At 69.7% G+C, this 14,495-nt stretch carries 14 protein-coding genes; 5 read left to right on the forward strand and 9 right to left on the reverse strand.

From position 1 onward, the window contains the following. Window positions 1-83: 83 nt before the first annotated feature. Entirely contained in the window at window positions 84-926 is an 843-nt protein-coding gene (locus tag ACWFRU_RS32295; protein ID WP_453691665.1) for a hypothetical protein, read from the reverse strand. A gap of 209 nt (window positions 927-1,135) precedes the next feature. Between ACWFRU_RS32295 and ACWFRU_RS32300 the strand changes: the two genes are divergently transcribed. After that, window positions 1,136-2,218 carry a Leu/Phe/Val dehydrogenase gene (locus ACWFRU_RS32300; protein ID WP_453691666.1) on the forward strand — a complete coding sequence of 361 codons (1,083 nt, stop codon included), beginning with the start codon at window positions 1,136-1,138 and terminating at the stop codon, window positions 2,216-2,218. A gap of 290 nt (window positions 2,219-2,508) precedes the next feature. Continuing rightward, the gene (locus tag ACWFRU_RS32305; RefSeq protein ID WP_363210148.1) at window positions 2,509-2,766 is read left to right on the forward strand and encodes a DUF3073 domain-containing protein; all 258 of its coding nucleotides are present in this window, start codon (window positions 2,509-2,511) and stop codon (window positions 2,764-2,766) included. Window positions 2,767-2,879: 113 nt separating this feature from the next. On the opposite strand, the gene purM is transcribed toward ACWFRU_RS32305, so the two are convergent. Together purM and purF are read right to left on the reverse strand one after the other, a co-directional pair. Then, the gene (gene purM, locus ACWFRU_RS32310; protein ID WP_453691668.1) at window positions 2,880-3,974 is read right to left on the reverse strand and encodes a phosphoribosylformylglycinamidine cyclo-ligase; all 1,095 of its coding nucleotides are present in this window, start codon (window positions 3,972-3,974) and stop codon (window positions 2,880-2,882) included. 34 nt (window positions 3,975-4,008) lie between these two features. After that, window positions 4,009-5,535: an amidophosphoribosyltransferase gene (gene purF, locus ACWFRU_RS32315; RefSeq protein ID WP_385932979.1), complete on the reverse strand. Its 1,527-nt coding sequence runs from the start codon at window positions 5,533-5,535 to the stop codon at window positions 4,009-4,011. A 174-nt stretch (window positions 5,536-5,709) separates the two neighbouring features. Between purF and ACWFRU_RS32320 the strand changes: the two genes are divergently transcribed. The 3 genes from ACWFRU_RS32320 to ACWFRU_RS32330 all read left to right on the forward strand — a co-directional run bounded on the left by ACWFRU_RS32320 (window position 5,710) and on the right by ACWFRU_RS32330 (window position 8,858). Continuing rightward, the gene (locus ACWFRU_RS32320) at window positions 5,710-5,811 is read left to right on the forward strand and encodes a putative leader peptide (protein ID WP_453691670.1); all 102 of its coding nucleotides are present in this window, start codon (window positions 5,710-5,712) and stop codon (window positions 5,809-5,811) included. A gap of 145 nt (window positions 5,812-5,956) precedes the next feature. Continuing rightward, window positions 5,957-7,393, forward strand: a complete 1,437-nt coding sequence (locus tag ACWFRU_RS32325; RefSeq protein ID WP_453691848.1) for a sulfatase family protein — start codon at window positions 5,957-5,959, stop codon at window positions 7,391-7,393. A gap of 157 nt (window positions 7,394-7,550) precedes the next feature. Beyond that, window positions 7,551-8,858 (forward strand): hypothetical protein, encoded by a 1,308-nt coding sequence (locus ACWFRU_RS32330; RefSeq protein ID WP_453691672.1) that lies wholly within the window; start codon window positions 7,551-7,553, stop codon window positions 8,856-8,858. On the opposite strand, the gene ACWFRU_RS32335 is transcribed toward ACWFRU_RS32330, so the two are convergent. The 6 genes from ACWFRU_RS32335 to purS all read right to left on the reverse strand — a co-directional run bounded on the left by ACWFRU_RS32335 (window position 8,824) and on the right by purS (window position 14,455). After that, window positions 8,824-9,636, reverse strand: coding sequence for an META domain-containing protein (locus tag ACWFRU_RS32335; RefSeq protein WP_453691674.1), 813 nt, complete (start codon window positions 9,634-9,636; stop codon window positions 8,824-8,826). The genes ACWFRU_RS32330 and ACWFRU_RS32335 overlap by 35 nt on opposite strands. A 78-nt stretch (window positions 9,637-9,714) precedes the next feature. Further along, a complete protein-coding gene (locus ACWFRU_RS32340; protein ID WP_453691675.1) occupies window positions 9,715-10,509 on the reverse strand; it encodes a sterol carrier family protein in 795 nt (264 codons plus the stop codon). A 9-nt stretch (window positions 10,510-10,518) separates the two neighbouring features. Continuing rightward, on the reverse strand, window positions 10,519-11,157 hold the full coding sequence (locus tag ACWFRU_RS32345; RefSeq protein ID WP_453691676.1) for a TetR/AcrR family transcriptional regulator: 639 nt from the start codon (window positions 11,155-11,157) through the stop codon (window positions 10,519-10,521). Between the two features lie 108 nt (window positions 11,158-11,265). After that, window positions 11,266-13,530 (reverse strand): phosphoribosylformylglycinamidine synthase subunit PurL, encoded by a 2,265-nt coding sequence (gene purL / locus ACWFRU_RS32350; RefSeq protein ID WP_453691677.1) that lies wholly within the window; start codon window positions 13,528-13,530, stop codon window positions 11,266-11,268. After that, window positions 13,527-14,207, reverse strand: a complete 681-nt coding sequence (purQ, locus tag ACWFRU_RS32355) for a phosphoribosylformylglycinamidine synthase subunit PurQ (RefSeq protein WP_160505951.1) — start codon at window positions 14,205-14,207, stop codon at window positions 13,527-13,529. The genes purL and purQ overlap by 4 nt, the downstream gene beginning before the upstream one ends. Continuing rightward, on the reverse strand, window positions 14,204-14,455 hold the full coding sequence (purS, locus tag ACWFRU_RS32360; RefSeq protein WP_135332092.1) for a phosphoribosylformylglycinamidine synthase subunit PurS: 252 nt from the start codon (window positions 14,453-14,455) through the stop codon (window positions 14,204-14,206). The genes purQ and purS overlap by 4 nt, the downstream gene beginning before the upstream one ends. Window positions 14,456-14,495: the final 40 nt, after the last annotated feature.

The following is a 14,495-nucleotide window of genomic DNA, read 5'->3' on the forward strand; positions in this document are numbered from 1 at the left end:
AAAAGCCCGGATCGGGACCTACGTCCCGTGTAAGCGCCATGTAGACGCCGCGCGGGGATCACCCACGGACGCCCGGACGACGTTCAGTTCGAGAACTGGCGGTCCCGGACCGCCCTCCATCGCTCCATGAGCCTCGCATACGCCTCGCCGGCACCCTCGCCGTCGCCGTTGCGCAGCGCCTCGATTCCCTCCGCCACGTCAGCCGCCGAGTGGTCCCCGTCGAGCTGCTCCTCGGTGAGGGCGTGCACGAGCCCGCCGTAGTCGAGCTCGACCAGGGAGCGCGGATGGAACTCCTCGAGCCACCGGCCCACGTCCGTGAGTCCGTCGACGAGCGGTCCGTCGTCGAGGGTGTCCCGCAGCGTCCTGAGCCCGCGGGCCACCCGGCGCCGGGCCTGCACCATCGGCGTGCGGTAGCGCAGGACGGGCGCCGAGTCCGCCGTCCCCTTCTCGTACTCCCGCTCCTCGTCCGCGACGAGCACGAACCAGTTCAGCGGCACCTGCCACGTCGACGTACGGATCCAGGGGCGCGCGTCAGGGTTCCGGACGAGCCACCGCTCGTAGTCCGCGGCCGTCTGGCGGCGCACCACCGGCGGCAGGACCGCGTCGAGCACCGAGGCCGGCAACTGGCCCGGCAGGTCCCCCAGTGCCTGCCAGCCGCGCAGCCGGGTGCGCCAGGGGCAGACGCACACCACTCCGTCGGACTCGACCACGAACGCGTCGCTGCTCTCGTGCACCGGGACGGGCACCGGCGGTGTCGGCAGCAAGTCGGCCAGGGAGCGCCTCAGTTCGTCCTGGTACGAGGGGCGGTCGGTGCGACGCGCGTAGCGGGACCAGTGGCCGCGCTCGGGCTCCGGGAAAGCGGCGAGGGGCTCATAGACGCGCAAGTAGGACGCGTACGGGACGACCAACGAAGACACCTTGGGCACGGCTGCTCCCTCCCCCGCGTACCGGCTGGAAAACACTGCAAATCGTGCCATGGCCGAACTCCGCCGTACCGGTCGCTGCGCCGGGAGAGGGTGATCCTCGGCACTGCGCGGCCACCGGGTTCTTCCAGGCTTTAGTCTCATGCCCATCGGGCCCCGCCACCCGCACGGGCGCCCGCCCAACCGCCGCCACTTGACCGGGAGTCACCACAGTGACCGAAGCAGACAACGGCGTCCTGCACACCCTGTTCCACTCGGACCAGGGCGGCCATGAGCAAGTAGTGCTCTGCCAGGACCGTGCCAGCGGCCTCAAGGCCGTCATCGCCATCCACTCCACCGCCCTGGGCCCGGCCCTCGGCGGCACCCGCTTCTATCCGTACGCGAGCGAGGAAGCGGCCGTCGCCGACGCGCTGAACCTCGCGCGCGGGATGTCGTACAAGAACGCCATGGCCGGTCTCGACCACGGCGGCGGCAAGGCCGTGATCATCGGCGACCCGGAGCAGATCAAGAGCGAGGAGCTCCTCCTCGCCTACGGCCGCTTCGTGGCCTCCCTGGGCGGCCGCTACGTCACGGCCTGCGACGTCGGCACGTACGTCAAGGACATGGACGTCGTCGCACGTGAGTGCCGCTGGACGACCGGCCGCTCCCCCGAGAACGGCGGCGCCGGCGACTCCTCCGTGCTCACCGCCTTCGGTGTCTTCCAGGGCATGCGGGCGAGCGCCCAGCACCTGTGGGGCGACCCGTCGCTGCGCGGCCGCACGGTCGGTGTCGCGGGCGTCGGCAAGGTCGGCCACCACCTCGTGGAGCACCTCCTTGAGGACGGCGCCGAGGTCGTGATCACCGATGTGCGCGAGGCGTCCGTGAACCGGATCACCCACAAGCACCCGTCGGTGACCGCGGTCGCCGACACCGACGCGCTGATCCGGTACGAGGGCCTCGACGTCTACGCCCCCTGCGCGCTCGGCGGCGCCCTGAACGACGAGTCCGTGCCGGTGCTCACCGCGAAGGTGGTCTGCGGCGCGGCCAACAACCAGCTCGCGCATCCCGGCGTCGAGAAGGACCTCGCCGACCGCGGCATCCTCTACGCGCCCGACTACGTGGTGAACGCGGGCGGCGTGATCCAGGTCGCCGACGAGCTGCACGGCTTCGACTTCGACCGGTGCAAGACGAAGGCGTCGAAGATCTTCGACACCACTCTTGCCATATTCGCTCGTGCGAAGGAAGACGGCATTCCGCCGGCCGCGGCGGCCGACAGGATCGCCGAGCAGCGGATGGCGGAGGCCCGCGTCCGCTGACCTTTCGGGTGCCGTGAAAGGGCCCCGCCGACGTGCGCGAGAGACAAGACTCACCCCCGTCGGCGGGTCGCCCGGCAAGAAGAGGTTAAAATCGCAGTTGACCAGCGAGGACAGGGCTCCTCGTGGGTTGTGCGCCGAGGCGCGTCCTGCGGGCGACGTACCGTATGGCCGCAGGAGCAGGTACCGTGGAAGCCCTACGGACCGGCCTCTCCACGGAGAGCCCGTTCCTGATCATGAACGCGTGTCAAGACTCTGGGGTCACCAAGCCCCATATCCGAGGGGGTCGAGCCATGGGGCGCGGCCGGGCAAAGGCCAAGCAGACGAAGGTCGCCCGCCAGCTGAAGTACAGCAGCGGCGGGACTGACCTCTCGCGTCTGGCCAATGAGCTGGGCGCTTCGACTTCGCAACAGCCGCCGAATGGCGAGCCGTTCGAAGACGACGACGAGGAAGACGACCCGTACGCCCAGTACGCGGATCTGTATAACGACGACGAGGACGAGGACTCTTCCGACGAGTCAGGTCCTTCGTCGCAGCGCCGCGGCGCTTGACCTCGTTGCATTCGCAGCACCTGAAGTATTCGCAGTTCTCGTAGCAACTGCACCTCACCCGGTCCGGGGTGGTCACCACACCGGACCGGGTTTTGTGCTGCCCTTGGGGGCTTCTACTTCGCGTAGTCACCGATGAACTCGGCGCCCGTGGTGTGCGCGCCGCGCTCGGTGATCTCACCGGCGATCCAGGCGTCCACGCCGCGGTCCGCGAGGGTGGTGAGGGCCGCGTCCGCGGACTCCTCGGGGACGATCGCCATCATGCCGACGCCCATGTTCAGCGTCTTCTCCAGCTCCAGGCGCTCGACCTGGCCGGCCTTGCCGACGAGGTCGAAGACCGCGCCGGGCGTCCAGGTCTCGCGGTCGACGATCGCGTGCAGACCGTCCGGGATGACCCGGCCCAGGTTCGCCGCGAGGCCGCCGCCCGTGATGTGGCTGAAGGCGTGGACGTCCGTGGTGCGGGTGAGCGCCAGGCAGTCCAGGGAGTAGATCTTGGTGGGCTCCAGGAGCTCCTCGCCGAGCGTGCGGCCGAACTCCTCGACCTGGCGGTCCAGGGTCCAGCCCGCGCGGTCGAAGACCACATGCCGGACGAGCGAGTACCCGTTCGAGTGAAGGCCGGAGGACGCCATGGCGATGACGGCGTCACCCTTACGGATGCGATCGGGGCCGAGCACGCGGTCCGCCTCGACCGCGCCCGTGCCGGCGCCCGCGACGTCGAAGTCGTCGGGGCCGAGCAGGCCCGGGTGCTCGGCGGTCTCGCCGCCGATGAGGGCGCAGCCCGCGAGCACACAGCCCTCGGCGATGCCCTTCACGATGGCCGCGACACGCTCGGGGTGGACCTTGCCGACACAGATGTAGTCGGTCATGAAGAGCGGCTCGGCGCCGCACACCACGATGTCGTCCATGACCATGGCGACCAGGTCGTGCCCGATGGTGTCGTACACGCCGAGCTGGCGGGCCAGGTCGACCTTCGTGCCGACGCCGTCGGTGGCGGAGGCGAGCAGGGGGCGCTCGAAGCGCTTGAGGGCGGAGGCGTCGAAGAGTCCGGCGAAGCCGCCGATGCCGCCGAGGACCTCGGGGCGCTTCGTCTTCTTCACCCACTCCTTCATCAGCTCGACGGCGCGGTCGCCCGCTTCAATGTCGACGCCTGCGGAGGCGTAGCTGGCACCGGTGCCCGCGTGCGGAGCATGCTCAAAAGACTCAGCAGACATGTGGGTGAGAACTTTCGTGTCGTTACTACGGGGCTTACGGGCGACGGATCGCGTCGGCCGCTGCCGTGGACGCCGGACCGGCGGCCAGCTCCGTCTCCAGGAGCTGCTTGCCGAGCAGCTCGGGGTCGGGGAGGTCCATCGGGTACACGCCGTCGAAGCAGGCGCGGCACAGGTTCGGCTTGTCGATGGTCGTGGCCTCGATCATGCCGTCGATGGAGATGTACGAGAGGGAGTCGGCACCCATGGAGGTGGCGATCTCGTCGATCGTCATGCCGTTGGCGATGAGCTCGGCGCGGGTCGCGAAGTCGATGCCGAAGAAGCAGGGCCACTTCACGGGCGGCGAGGAGATCCGGATGTGGATCTCGGCGGCGCCGGCCTCGCGGAGCATCTTGACCAGGGCGCGCTGGGTGTTGCCGCGCACGATCGAGTCGTCGACGACGACCAGACGCTTGCCCTTGATGACTTCCTTGAGGGGGTTCAGCTTGAGACGGATGCCGAGCTGGCGGATCGTCTGCGAGGGCTGGATGAAGGTCCGGCCCACATAGGCGTTCTTGACCAGTCCGGCGCCGAAGGGGATGCCGGAGGCTTCCGCGTAACCGATCGCGGCGGGCGTTCCGGACTCCGGGGTCGCTATGACGAGGTCGGCCTCGACGGGAGCTTCCTCGGCGAGTTTCCGGCCCATCTCGACACGCGAGAGGTAGACGTTCCGGCCGGCGATGTCGGTGTCGGGGCGCGCCAGATAGACGTACTCGAAGACACAGCCCTTGGGCTTCGCTTCCGCGAATCGGGACGTTCGCAGGCCGTTCTCGTCGATCGCGATGAACTCGCCGGGCTCGACCTCGCGGACGAAGCTGGCGCCGCAGATGTCGAGCGCAGCGGACTCCGACGCCACGACCCAGCCGCGCTCCAGGCGGCCGAGGACCAGCGGGCGGATGCCCTGCGGGTCACGGGCCGCGTACAGCGTGTGCTCGTTCATGAAGACGAGGGAGAAGGCGCCCTGCACGTCCGGGAGGACCTTGGTGGCGGCTTCCTCGATGGTCAGCGGCTTGCCGTCGTCGTCCACCTGGCCCGCGAGGAGAGCCGTCACCAGGTCGGTGTCGTTGGTCGCCGCGACCTGGGTCGCGCGGCCGTTCTCCTTGGGCAGGGCGGCCACGAGCTCGGCGAGCTGGGCCGTGTTGACGAGGTTGCCGTTGTGCCCGAGCGCGATGGAGCCGTGCGCGGTGGCACGGAACGTCGGCTGGGCGTTCTCCCATACGGAGGCTCCGGTGGTCGAGTAGCGGGCGTGACCGACCGCGATATGACCCTGGAGCGAACTGAGAGACGTTTCGTCGAAGACCTGGGAGACAAGGCCCATGTCCTTGAAGACAAGGATCTGGGAGCCGTTGCTGACCGCGATTCCCGCGGATTCCTGGCCTCGATGCTGGAGGGCGTACAGCCCGAAGTAAGTGAGCTTGGCGACCTCTTCACCCGGAGCCCAGACACCGAAGACGCCGCAAGCGTCCTGGGGGCCTTTCTCGCCGGGGAGCAGATCATGATTGAGTCGACCGTCACCACGTGGCACGACATCGAGTGTAGGCGAGATCGACCACTGGTCCGAATTGGGGATACGGGGCCTGTACGGAGCGTGATTGCGGCTCTGGTGCGCTCCCTGTCAGCAGGGGAAGTACGAAGCCCGTGTGAACAGATGAGCCGGAGCGTTGACGGGAGTGTCCGGGGCCCGTGAAGCTCCTGGTCCATGCCCCCGCAGCCCCTCGGTGACCCGTCGGTCACCCTTGTGGAGCGCCGCCACGTCGACCTGGTCCGTGTCGCGAGCGCGATCTGTTGCGTCAGCGCCTGAACCCGCTCCGCTGAGTCACTCGGCAGCCTTTCCCCTCGCCCCCGGTGAGTTCCGGGCGCACCCCCTTTCCTGTCGCGGCCCGCCGGCCTCTCCTTGATCTCCGTTGCCCGGTCGCACCGCCCCTTCGCGGCGGCAGGAACGGGGGATTTACCCCTATTTCCCTGGAGAAACATTGCCCTCGCACGAGCAGAAACTGTCCCGGCGTACCTTCAGCGGCGCCGTAGGAGCCGGCGCCGCGGCGGCTATCGGGCTGTCAGCCGGCGAGGCCCAGGGCCGGACGCCGGACGAGCAGCCCTTCCGTGCCGCCCCGCGCCCAAGCGGCCTGCGGCCGAACATCCTGTTCATCCTGGGCGACGACCTGGGCTGGGCCGACCTGTCCTCCTACGGGTCGCCGCACATCAAGACCCCGAACCTGGACCGCCTCGCACGCCAGGGCGTGCGGTTCACCGATGCCTACGCCGGGTCCGCGACCTGCTCGCCGACCCGCTTCAGCCTCTACACCGGGCGCTTTCCCGGCCGTACGGAGGGCGGGCTCGCGGAGCCGATCGCGGACAAGTCCGTGGGTCTGGAGCCGACGCATCCCACGCTGGCGTCGCTGCTACGGGACGCCGGGTACGCGACCGCGCTCATCGGCAAGTGGCACGCGGGCTACCTGCCGGACTACTCGCCGACCAGGTCGGGCTGGGACGAGTTCTTCGGGAACTTCGGCGGGGCCCTGGAGTACTACTCGAAGCTGGGGCTCGGCGGTGAGTACGACCTCTACGAGGGCGACGCCGAGTACAAGGACCTGCGCTACTACACGCGCATCCTGACCGAGCGGGCCAGTGACTACGTACGGCGGGACCACGGGGACAAGCCCTGGCTGCTCAACCTGAACTTCACCACGCCGCACTGGCCCTGGATAGCCGACGGTGACGAGGAACAGAGCGCCGAGATCGTACGGAGGATCAAGGCGGGCGAGAAGGGCGCGCTCTGGCATCAGGACGGCGGGTCCGTCGAGAAGTACACGGAGATGGTGCAGGACCTGGACCGGTCGGTCGGCGAGGTCCTCAAAGCCCTGAAGAAGTCCGGCCAGGAGCGGGACACCCTGGTCTTCTTCGCCTCCGACAACGGCGGCGAGCGCTTCTCGTACAACTGGCCCCTGTCGGGCAACAAGGCCTCGCTCCAGGAGGGCGGCATCCGGGTGCCGACCATCGTGCGGTGGCCCGCGCGGCTCGACGGCGGGCAGGTCAGCCACGAGCCCGTCTTCACCCCGGACTGGACGGCCACGCTCCTTGAGATCGGCGGGGCCAGGCCGGACCGGGCGTACCCGCTGGACGGGACCAGCCTCGCGCCCTACCTCCTGAAGGGCGAGGAGCTCGCGGAGCGGGAGCTGTTCTGGCGCGTGCGCGGGGAGCGGGCCCTGCGGCGCGGGGACTGGAAGTACTACCGGGGCAAGGGCGGCAAGGACCAGCTCTTCGACCTCGCTTCGGATCAGCGCGAGCAGGCCGACCTGGCGGCGCGCGAGCCGCGTCTCCTTGCCGAGCTGAAGGCGGCCTGGGAGAAGACGGACAAGGGGCTGCTGCCTTACCCGGCCGCCTGAGACCGCTGTCCGGGACGAGCCGCCGCCTGAACTGAGCCTTAAGCGCGGCTCAAGAAGCCTTCCCGGGGGTTCGCGGGGGCCCGAGTGATCGCTAGCGTGCCTGCCACGCACCCGAGTTGATCTTCGGCCCGCGCGTCCCCCCACTCGGAAGGTCCCCATGAAACCGCCCCCGCGCCTCTGCCTCGTACCGGCCGCCGTGGCCGCCGCCCTGACCGCCGCCGCGGCGGCGCCCGCGCCCGCCGCCGACGAGCCGGAGCGGCGCGTCCAGGTCGCCATGGTGAACTTCACCGACAGCCGGATACCGGACGCGGGCACGCTGGAAACCGCCCTGAAGAACAACTACTTCGGCGCCGAAGGCTCCCTCACCTCGTACTACAACGAGGTCACCGGAGGGGCGACCACCTTCAAGGCCGCCGAGGGGGACGGCATCACGGGGCCCGTCGACATCGACCTCGCGGCCACCGGGTGCGACACCGGGAAGATCAACGACCTGACGCGGAAGGCCCTGGCCGCGAAGGGAGTTCCCGAGGAGAGCTATGACCATCTCTCGCTCGTCTTCCCCTCGGAGAAGGCCGGATGCGACTGGCTCGCCCTCGGGACCGTAGGCGGCGGCACCACCTGGATGCCGGTCGGCGCCGACGGCAAGATGTCGATGACGGCCCTGGTCCACGAGTTCGGCCACAACTTCGGCTACAGCCACCACATGCGCCTTCGCTGCCCCGACGGCGATCTCGGCGCGGGCTGCGAGGAGGACGGCACCAGCCACAAGACTCCGATGGGCGGCGGCGGTTGGGAGGCCGGGCTCACCTCGCCCGAGCTGCTGCACAACAAGTGGCTGACGGGCGGCGAGGTCGCGAAGGTCGGCAAGTCGGCGACGTACACGCTGCGTCCGCTGTACGGGGCGGGCGGCGGCGTCCGCGCGCTCGACATTCCGCTGGGCGAGGACCGTCTCGTCGTGGAGCTGCGGCACGAGTCCGGCACCGTCGACGGCGGCATCCAGGGGGTGCACGCCTACCGGGTACCGGCCGAGGACTACGCGAAGTCGGCGCTCATCGACCCGACGCCGGACGTCGACGGCTCCGACAGCGGCGCCCCGGCCTACGCGGACGCGCTCAAGGCGGGCGCGACGCTGACGGACGAGGCCCGGAAGGTCGAGGTCGAGGTCGTGAAGGCGGGGGCCGAGACGGCGACGGTGCGGGTGAGCCTGGACGGCGTGGCGGCGCCGAAGGAGGCGGCCACCGCCACCGCCCTGCCTGTGGAGGACAGCCCGGCGGAAACCAACAACGCGGCCCGCCCCGCCGGTGATTCCACCGAACTGGCGGAGACCGGCGGCGACGCGGACACCACGCTCGCCTACTCGGTCGGCGGCGGCCTCATGCTCGCCCTCGGCGGCGCGTTCCTGCTGAAGTCCCGCGCACGCCGCGTCCCCGTCACTTCTCCTTCGGGTCGACGGCGTTCGCGCTGACGACGGTCCCGTCGGCGGCGGTGAGGGAGAGCCCATCGTGGGTCAGCTCGTAACTCACCTTGCCGTCGAAGAGCTTGAGGAGCTTCTTCTCGGTGTCCCCGGCGGCTCCCTGGCACATCATCCGCGTGGTCCGGGGGGCGCCGAGCGTGATCTGCCCGTCCGTCACCTCGGCCTTGGCACTCACGCTGTTGCAGCCGAGGTTGCCGCGGACCGTGCCGTCCTTGCCGAAGGTCAGATGGGCCTTGCCGGCCACTTCCTTCGGCAGGGACGCCGCGACCTTGCCGTCGCCGATGGCGTTCACGTTCCACTTGGTGCCCGTGAGCGGGGCGTCCGCCTCCGGCTTCGAGGTGAGGGCCACGCGGTCTCCCTTGTCGGTGGTGAGCGTCAGCTTGTCGCCCTCGACGGTGGCCTTCAGCTCCCCCTTGGCGAGGGCGGCCTTGAAGGCGTTCTCGAAGTCCTGCTTCTCGCAGCCCCGCTTCGTGGAGAGGGCATTGGCGAAGCCGACGGTGTCGCCGTCCGTCTTCACGTCCGCGGTGAAGCCGTTGCAGCCGTAGTTGCCCTCGGCCTTGCCCTTGTCGCCGATCTTGACGTACGCATCGCCCGGGGCCTGCTGTTTCTTGCCGTCCACCGTGACGCTCTCGACGCTCCAGTGGACGCCGGACAGCCTCGGCTGAGACCCGACGGATCCGCTGCCTGAGCCGGTCTCGGTGCCGCACGCGGTGAGCATGCCCGCGGCGGCCAGGGCCATGACGGTCGGAGTCAGTCGTTGCTTCTGCATGCCGGTGTGACGGAACAAGTGGGTGATCCGGTTCCCTTCGCGCCATCCGGTTCCCTTCGCGCCATCCGGAGCGCCCGGCTAGCTCATGACCGGCAGCAGCCCCGCCAGATCCGCCCGCTCCCCGCTCGCCCCCACCTTCGCCGCGTCGAGGGCGGCCTTCCACTCCGTACGCCCGGTCGCGAGGCGAATCCAGGTGAGCGGGTCGGTCTCGACGACGTTCGGCGGGGTTCCGCGGGTGTGCCGGGGCCCTTGGACGCACTGGACCACGGCGAACGGCGGGACCCTCACCTCGACGGCACCGCCGGGTGCCTTCACGGCGAGGGCGTCGGCGAGCAGCCGGGTGCAGGCCGCAAGCGCCTGACGGTCGTACGGGACGTCCAGGCCCGGCACCGCGTCGTTCAGGTCGTCGGTGTGGACGATGAGCTCGACGGTACGGGTGACCATGAAGTCGTCAAGGGTCATCGCGCCGAACCGTGTCGGCATGAGCCGGCCCGCCGTGACCTCGGGCATTGCCTCCTCGAAGTCGGCGAGGGTGCGCGCGTAAAGACCGGTCAGATCCTCCTGCGCGGCGAAGGCCCGCGAGGCCTCGTCGACCTGAGCGGCGGCCGAGGCGGTCGCGAACGGCCAGTCCAGCAGGGCCACTTCGCGCGCCAGGGGCTCCGGCATGGTGAGGAAGCGGGTGGCGCCGCCGAGCGCCATCGTGAGATGGGCGGCGAGCTCGCGGACGGTCCAGCCACCGAGCCGGGTCGGCAGGGCGAGCTGCTCGGGCTCCAGGGCGGCGACCGCTTCCCGTACGTTCCCGAACTGGGCGAGGACGGCGGTGCGGATCTTGGCGGAGTCGTACGAACGCGTGCGCTTCTTGGCCGGTGGCATGGGGCGAGCCTAATTCTTCCCGGGGTAGCCCCGAAGACCCTTTTCCACCTGGCCGAAGACGCGCTCGGCGGACTCGGCGCAGTCCTTCGCGATCTTGTCGAGGGGGTCGCCGGCGAGGGTGCGCTCGTGGTTCTCGACGATGAGCGCGTTCCGGGCGCCGATCAGCTGGGCGGCGGCCACCCGCGCGAGGAGCAGGTCGTCCGTCTCCTCGGCGAGGGCGTCCGCGAGGAGCTGGACGCTGCGCATGTGGAAGCTGACCATGCGCAGCGAGAGGGTCGGTGTCTCACTGATGAGCTGGCGCACCTTGAGGGCGCGCGGGTCACCGCTGAGGCCGATCGACGGGTCGCGTCCGGCGATCTGCCCCAGGAACTGGCCGCGCATCGCGGCGACCGCGGACTCCCCGGGCTGCCGCTCGCGCACCGCGCGGGCCGGATCTCCGACGTGCTCCTCCATCGGGCCGACGATCGCGCCTTCCTTGGTGCCGAAGTAGTTGAAGACGGTCATCTTCGACACGTCGGCCGCCTCGGCGATCTCCGCCACGGAGACGTGATCGAAGCCGCGCTCGGAGCAGAGGTCCACGGCGGCCCGCCAGATCCGCGACGCGGTCTGCTTCTTCTTGCGCGCGCGCAGCCCCAGCTCCTCAGTCATGCAGGTCACGGTACCGGGGCGGCCTCCGCGCGACCCGCGAGCGTGACGAAGCCCCCGCTCGGATCAGCAGGCCCGGACGGGGGCTTCGAAGCTGGATCGGGAGGCGGATCAGGCGAAGAGCCCCGGCAGGGTCCCCTCGTGCGCCTCACGGATCTCGGCCAGCGGGAGCGTGAACTCGCCCTGGAGCTCCACCGCGTCGCCGTCGACCACACCGATGCGCGTCGCGGGCAGGCCCCGCGCCCCGCACATGTCGGTGAAGCGCAGCTCCTCGGAGCGCGGGACGGACACGACCGCGCGGCCCGCCGACTCGCTGAACAGGAGGGTGAACGCGTCCAGGCCGTCCGGGACGACCAGGCGCGCGCCCTTCCCGCCGCGCAGGCACGACTCGGCGACGGCCTGCGCGAGGCCACCGTCGGAGAGGTCGTGCGCCGCGTCGATCATGCCGTCGCGCGAGCCCGAGATGAGGATCTCGGCGAGCAGCCGCTCGCGCTCCAGGTCGACCTTCGGGGGAAGCCCGCCGAGGTGGTCGTGGACGACCTGAGACCAGGCCGAACCGCCGAACTCCTCGGTGGTGTCACCGAGCAGGTAGAGCAGCTGGCCCTCTTCGGCGAACCCGATCGGCGTGCGCCGCGCGACGTCGTCGATCACGCCGAGCACCGAGACGACCGGGGTCGGGTGGATCGCCGCCTCGCCCGTCTGGTTGTAGAGCGAGACGTTGCCGCCGGTCACCGGGGTGCCCAGGATCTGGCAGGCGTCGGCGAGACCACGGGTGGTCTCGGCGAACTGCCACATGACGTCCGGGTCCTCGGGCGAACCGAAGTTCAGGCAGTCCGAGACGGCGAGCGGCTTGGCGCCGGTCGCGGCGACGTTGCGATACGCCTCCGACAGGGCGAGCTGCGCACCGGCGTACGGGTCGAGCTTCGAGTAGCGGCCGTTGCCGTCGTTGGCGAGGGCGACACCGAGGCCGGTCTCCTCGTCGATGCGGACCATGCCGGAGTCCTCGGGCTGCGCGAGCACCGTGTTGCCCTGCACGAAACGGTCGTACTGATCCGTCACCCACGCCTTGGAGGCCTGGTTCGGCGACGCGATGACCGCGAGGACCTGCTCACGCAGTTCCTTCGAACTCGCGGGCCGGACAAGCTTGTTGGCGTCGTCGGCCTGGAGGGCGTCCTGCCACTTCGGGCGCGCGTAGGGGCGCTCGTAGACCGGGCCGTCGTGGGCGACGGTGCGCGGGTCGAGGTCGACGATCTTCTCGCCGTGCCAGAAGATCTCCAGCCGGTCGCCGTCGGTCACCTCACCGACGACGGTGGCGATGACGTCCCACTTCTCGCAGATCGCGAGGAAGCGCTCGACCTTCTCGGGCTCGACGACCGCGCACATGCGCTCCTGCGACTCACTCATGAGGATCTCCTCGGGAGTGAGCGTGGAGTCGCGCAGCGGTACGTCATCCAGCTCGACGCGCATGCCGCCGGAGCCGTTGGACGCGAGCTCGGAGGTCGCGCAGGAGAGACCGGCCGCACCGAGGTCCTGGATGCCGACGACGAGCTTCTCGGCGAAGGCCTCCAGGGTGCACTCGATGAGGAGCTTCTCCTGGAAGGGGTCACCGACCTGCACGGCGGGACGCTTCGACGGCTTGGTGTCGTCGAAGGTCTCGGAGGCCAGGATCGAGGCGCCGCCGATGCCGTCGCCACCGGTGCGAGCCCCGTAGAGAATGACCTTGTTGCCGGGACCGCTGGCCTTCGCCAGGTGGATGTCCTCGTGCCGCATGACGCCGATGGCACCGGCGTTGACCAGCGGGTTTCCCTGGTAGCAGGCGTCGAAGACGAGCTCGCCGCCGATGTTCGGCAGGCCCAGGCAGTTGCCGTAGCCGCCGATACCCGCGACGACACCCGGCAGGACACGCTTCGTGTCGGGGTGGTCGGCGGCGCCCATCCGCAGCGGGTCCACGACCGCGACCGGGCGGGCGCCCATCGCGATGATGTCGCGGACGATGCCGCCGACACCGGTGGCCGCGCCCTGGTAGGGCTCGACGTACGAGGGGTGGTTGTGCGACTCGACCTTGAAGGTGACCGCGTAGCCGTTGCCGACGTCGACGACGCCCGCGTTCTCACCGATCCCGACGAGCATCGCGCCCCCACCCGGTGTATCAGCCTCGGGGGCCTTCTCGCCGAACTGGCGCAGGTGGACCTTGCTGCTCTTGTACGAGCAGTGCTCGGACCACATGACGGAGTACATGGCGAGCTCGGCGCCGGTGGGACGGCGGCCCAGGATCTCGCGTACGCGCGCGTACTCGTCTTCCTTCAGGCCCAGTTCGGCCCAAGGCAGCTTGACGTCGGGAGTCTCGGCTGCGTGCTTGACGGTGTCCAGAGTCATGCGTTGACCAGCTTCTTCAGGATCGAGGTGAAGAATCCGAGGCCGTCGGTGCGGCCGGTCCCGACCAGCGGCTCCACGGCGTGCTCGGGGTGCGGCATGAGGCCGACGACATTGCCCGCCTCGTTGGTGATGCCGGCGATGTCACGGAGCGAGCCGTTGGGGTTGCCGTCCAGATACCGGAAGGCGACGCGGCCCTCGGCCTCCAGCATGTCCAGGGTCCGCTCGTCGGCCGTGTACTGGCCGTCGATGTTCTTGAGCGGGATCCGGATCTCCTGGCCGGCCGTGTAGTCGGCGGTCCATGCGGTCCGGTCCGTCTCCACGCGCAGCTTCTGCTCGCGGCAGATGAAGTGCAGGTGGTTGTTCCTCAGCATCGCGCCCGGCAGCAGGTGCGACTCGGTGAGCACCTGGAAGCCGTTACAGATACCGAGAACCGGCATCCCCGCCTTCGCCTGCGCGATGACCGACTCCATGACGGGCGAAAACCGTGAAATGGCCCCGGCCCGCAGATAGTCGCCGTACGAGAAACCGCCGGGAAGCACCACGGCGTCGACCTGCTTCAGGTCCTTGTCCCGGTGCCAGAGCGGCACTGCTTCGGCGCCGGCGACGCGGACGGCGCGCTGGGTGTCGCGGTCGTCGAGCGTTCCGGGGAAAGTGACGACTCCGATTCGAGCAGTCACTTCTCTTCCTCCACCTTTACGAAGAAGTCTTCGATCACGGTGTTGGCGAGGAAGGTTTCCGCCATCTCGTGGATACGGGCGAGGGCCGCGTCATCGACGGGCCCGTCCACCTCGAGTTCGAAGCGCTTTCCCTGACGTACGTCGGCGATCCCCTTGAATCCGAGGCGCGGCAGTGCACGCTGCACCGCCTGGCCCTGGGGGTCGAGGATCTCCGGCTTGAGCATGACGTCGACTACGACGCGTGCCACTGGCACTCCCGGTGTGTGGTGCTGGCTGAGCGGTCCCTTC

Source organism: Streptomyces sp. NPDC055099 (genome assembly GCF_053607685.1).

Excerpts from the sequence above, each read along its gene's own strand:
- ACWFRU_RS32330 (WP_453691672.1), top strand. The coding sequence starts at position 7,551 with ATGAAACCGCCCCCGCGCCTCTGCCTCGTACCGGCCGCCGTGGCCGCC.
- ACWFRU_RS32340 (WP_453691675.1), bottom strand. The coding sequence starts at position 10,509 with ATGCCACCGGCCAAGAAGCGCACGCGTTCGTACGACTCCGCCAAGATC.
- purM (WP_453691668.1), bottom strand. The coding sequence starts at position 3,974 with ATGTCTGCTGAGTCTTTTGAGCATGCTCCGCACGCGGGCACCGGTGCC.
- purL (WP_453691677.1), bottom strand. The coding sequence starts at position 13,530 with ATGACTCTGGACACCGTCAAGCACGCAGCCGAGACTCCCGACGTCAAG.
- ACWFRU_RS32305 (WP_363210148.1), top strand. The coding sequence starts at position 2,509 with ATGGGGCGCGGCCGGGCAAAGGCCAAGCAGACGAAGGTCGCCCGCCAG.
- ACWFRU_RS32345 (WP_453691676.1), bottom strand. The coding sequence starts at position 11,157 with ATGACTGAGGAGCTGGGGCTGCGCGCGCGCAAGAAGAAGCAGACCGCG.
- ACWFRU_RS32320 (WP_453691670.1), top strand. The coding sequence starts at position 5,710 with ATGCCCCCGCAGCCCCTCGGTGACCCGTCGGTCACCCTTGTGGAGCGC.
- ACWFRU_RS32335 (WP_453691674.1), bottom strand. The coding sequence starts at position 9,636 with ATGCAGAAGCAACGACTGACTCCGACCGTCATGGCCCTGGCCGCCGCG.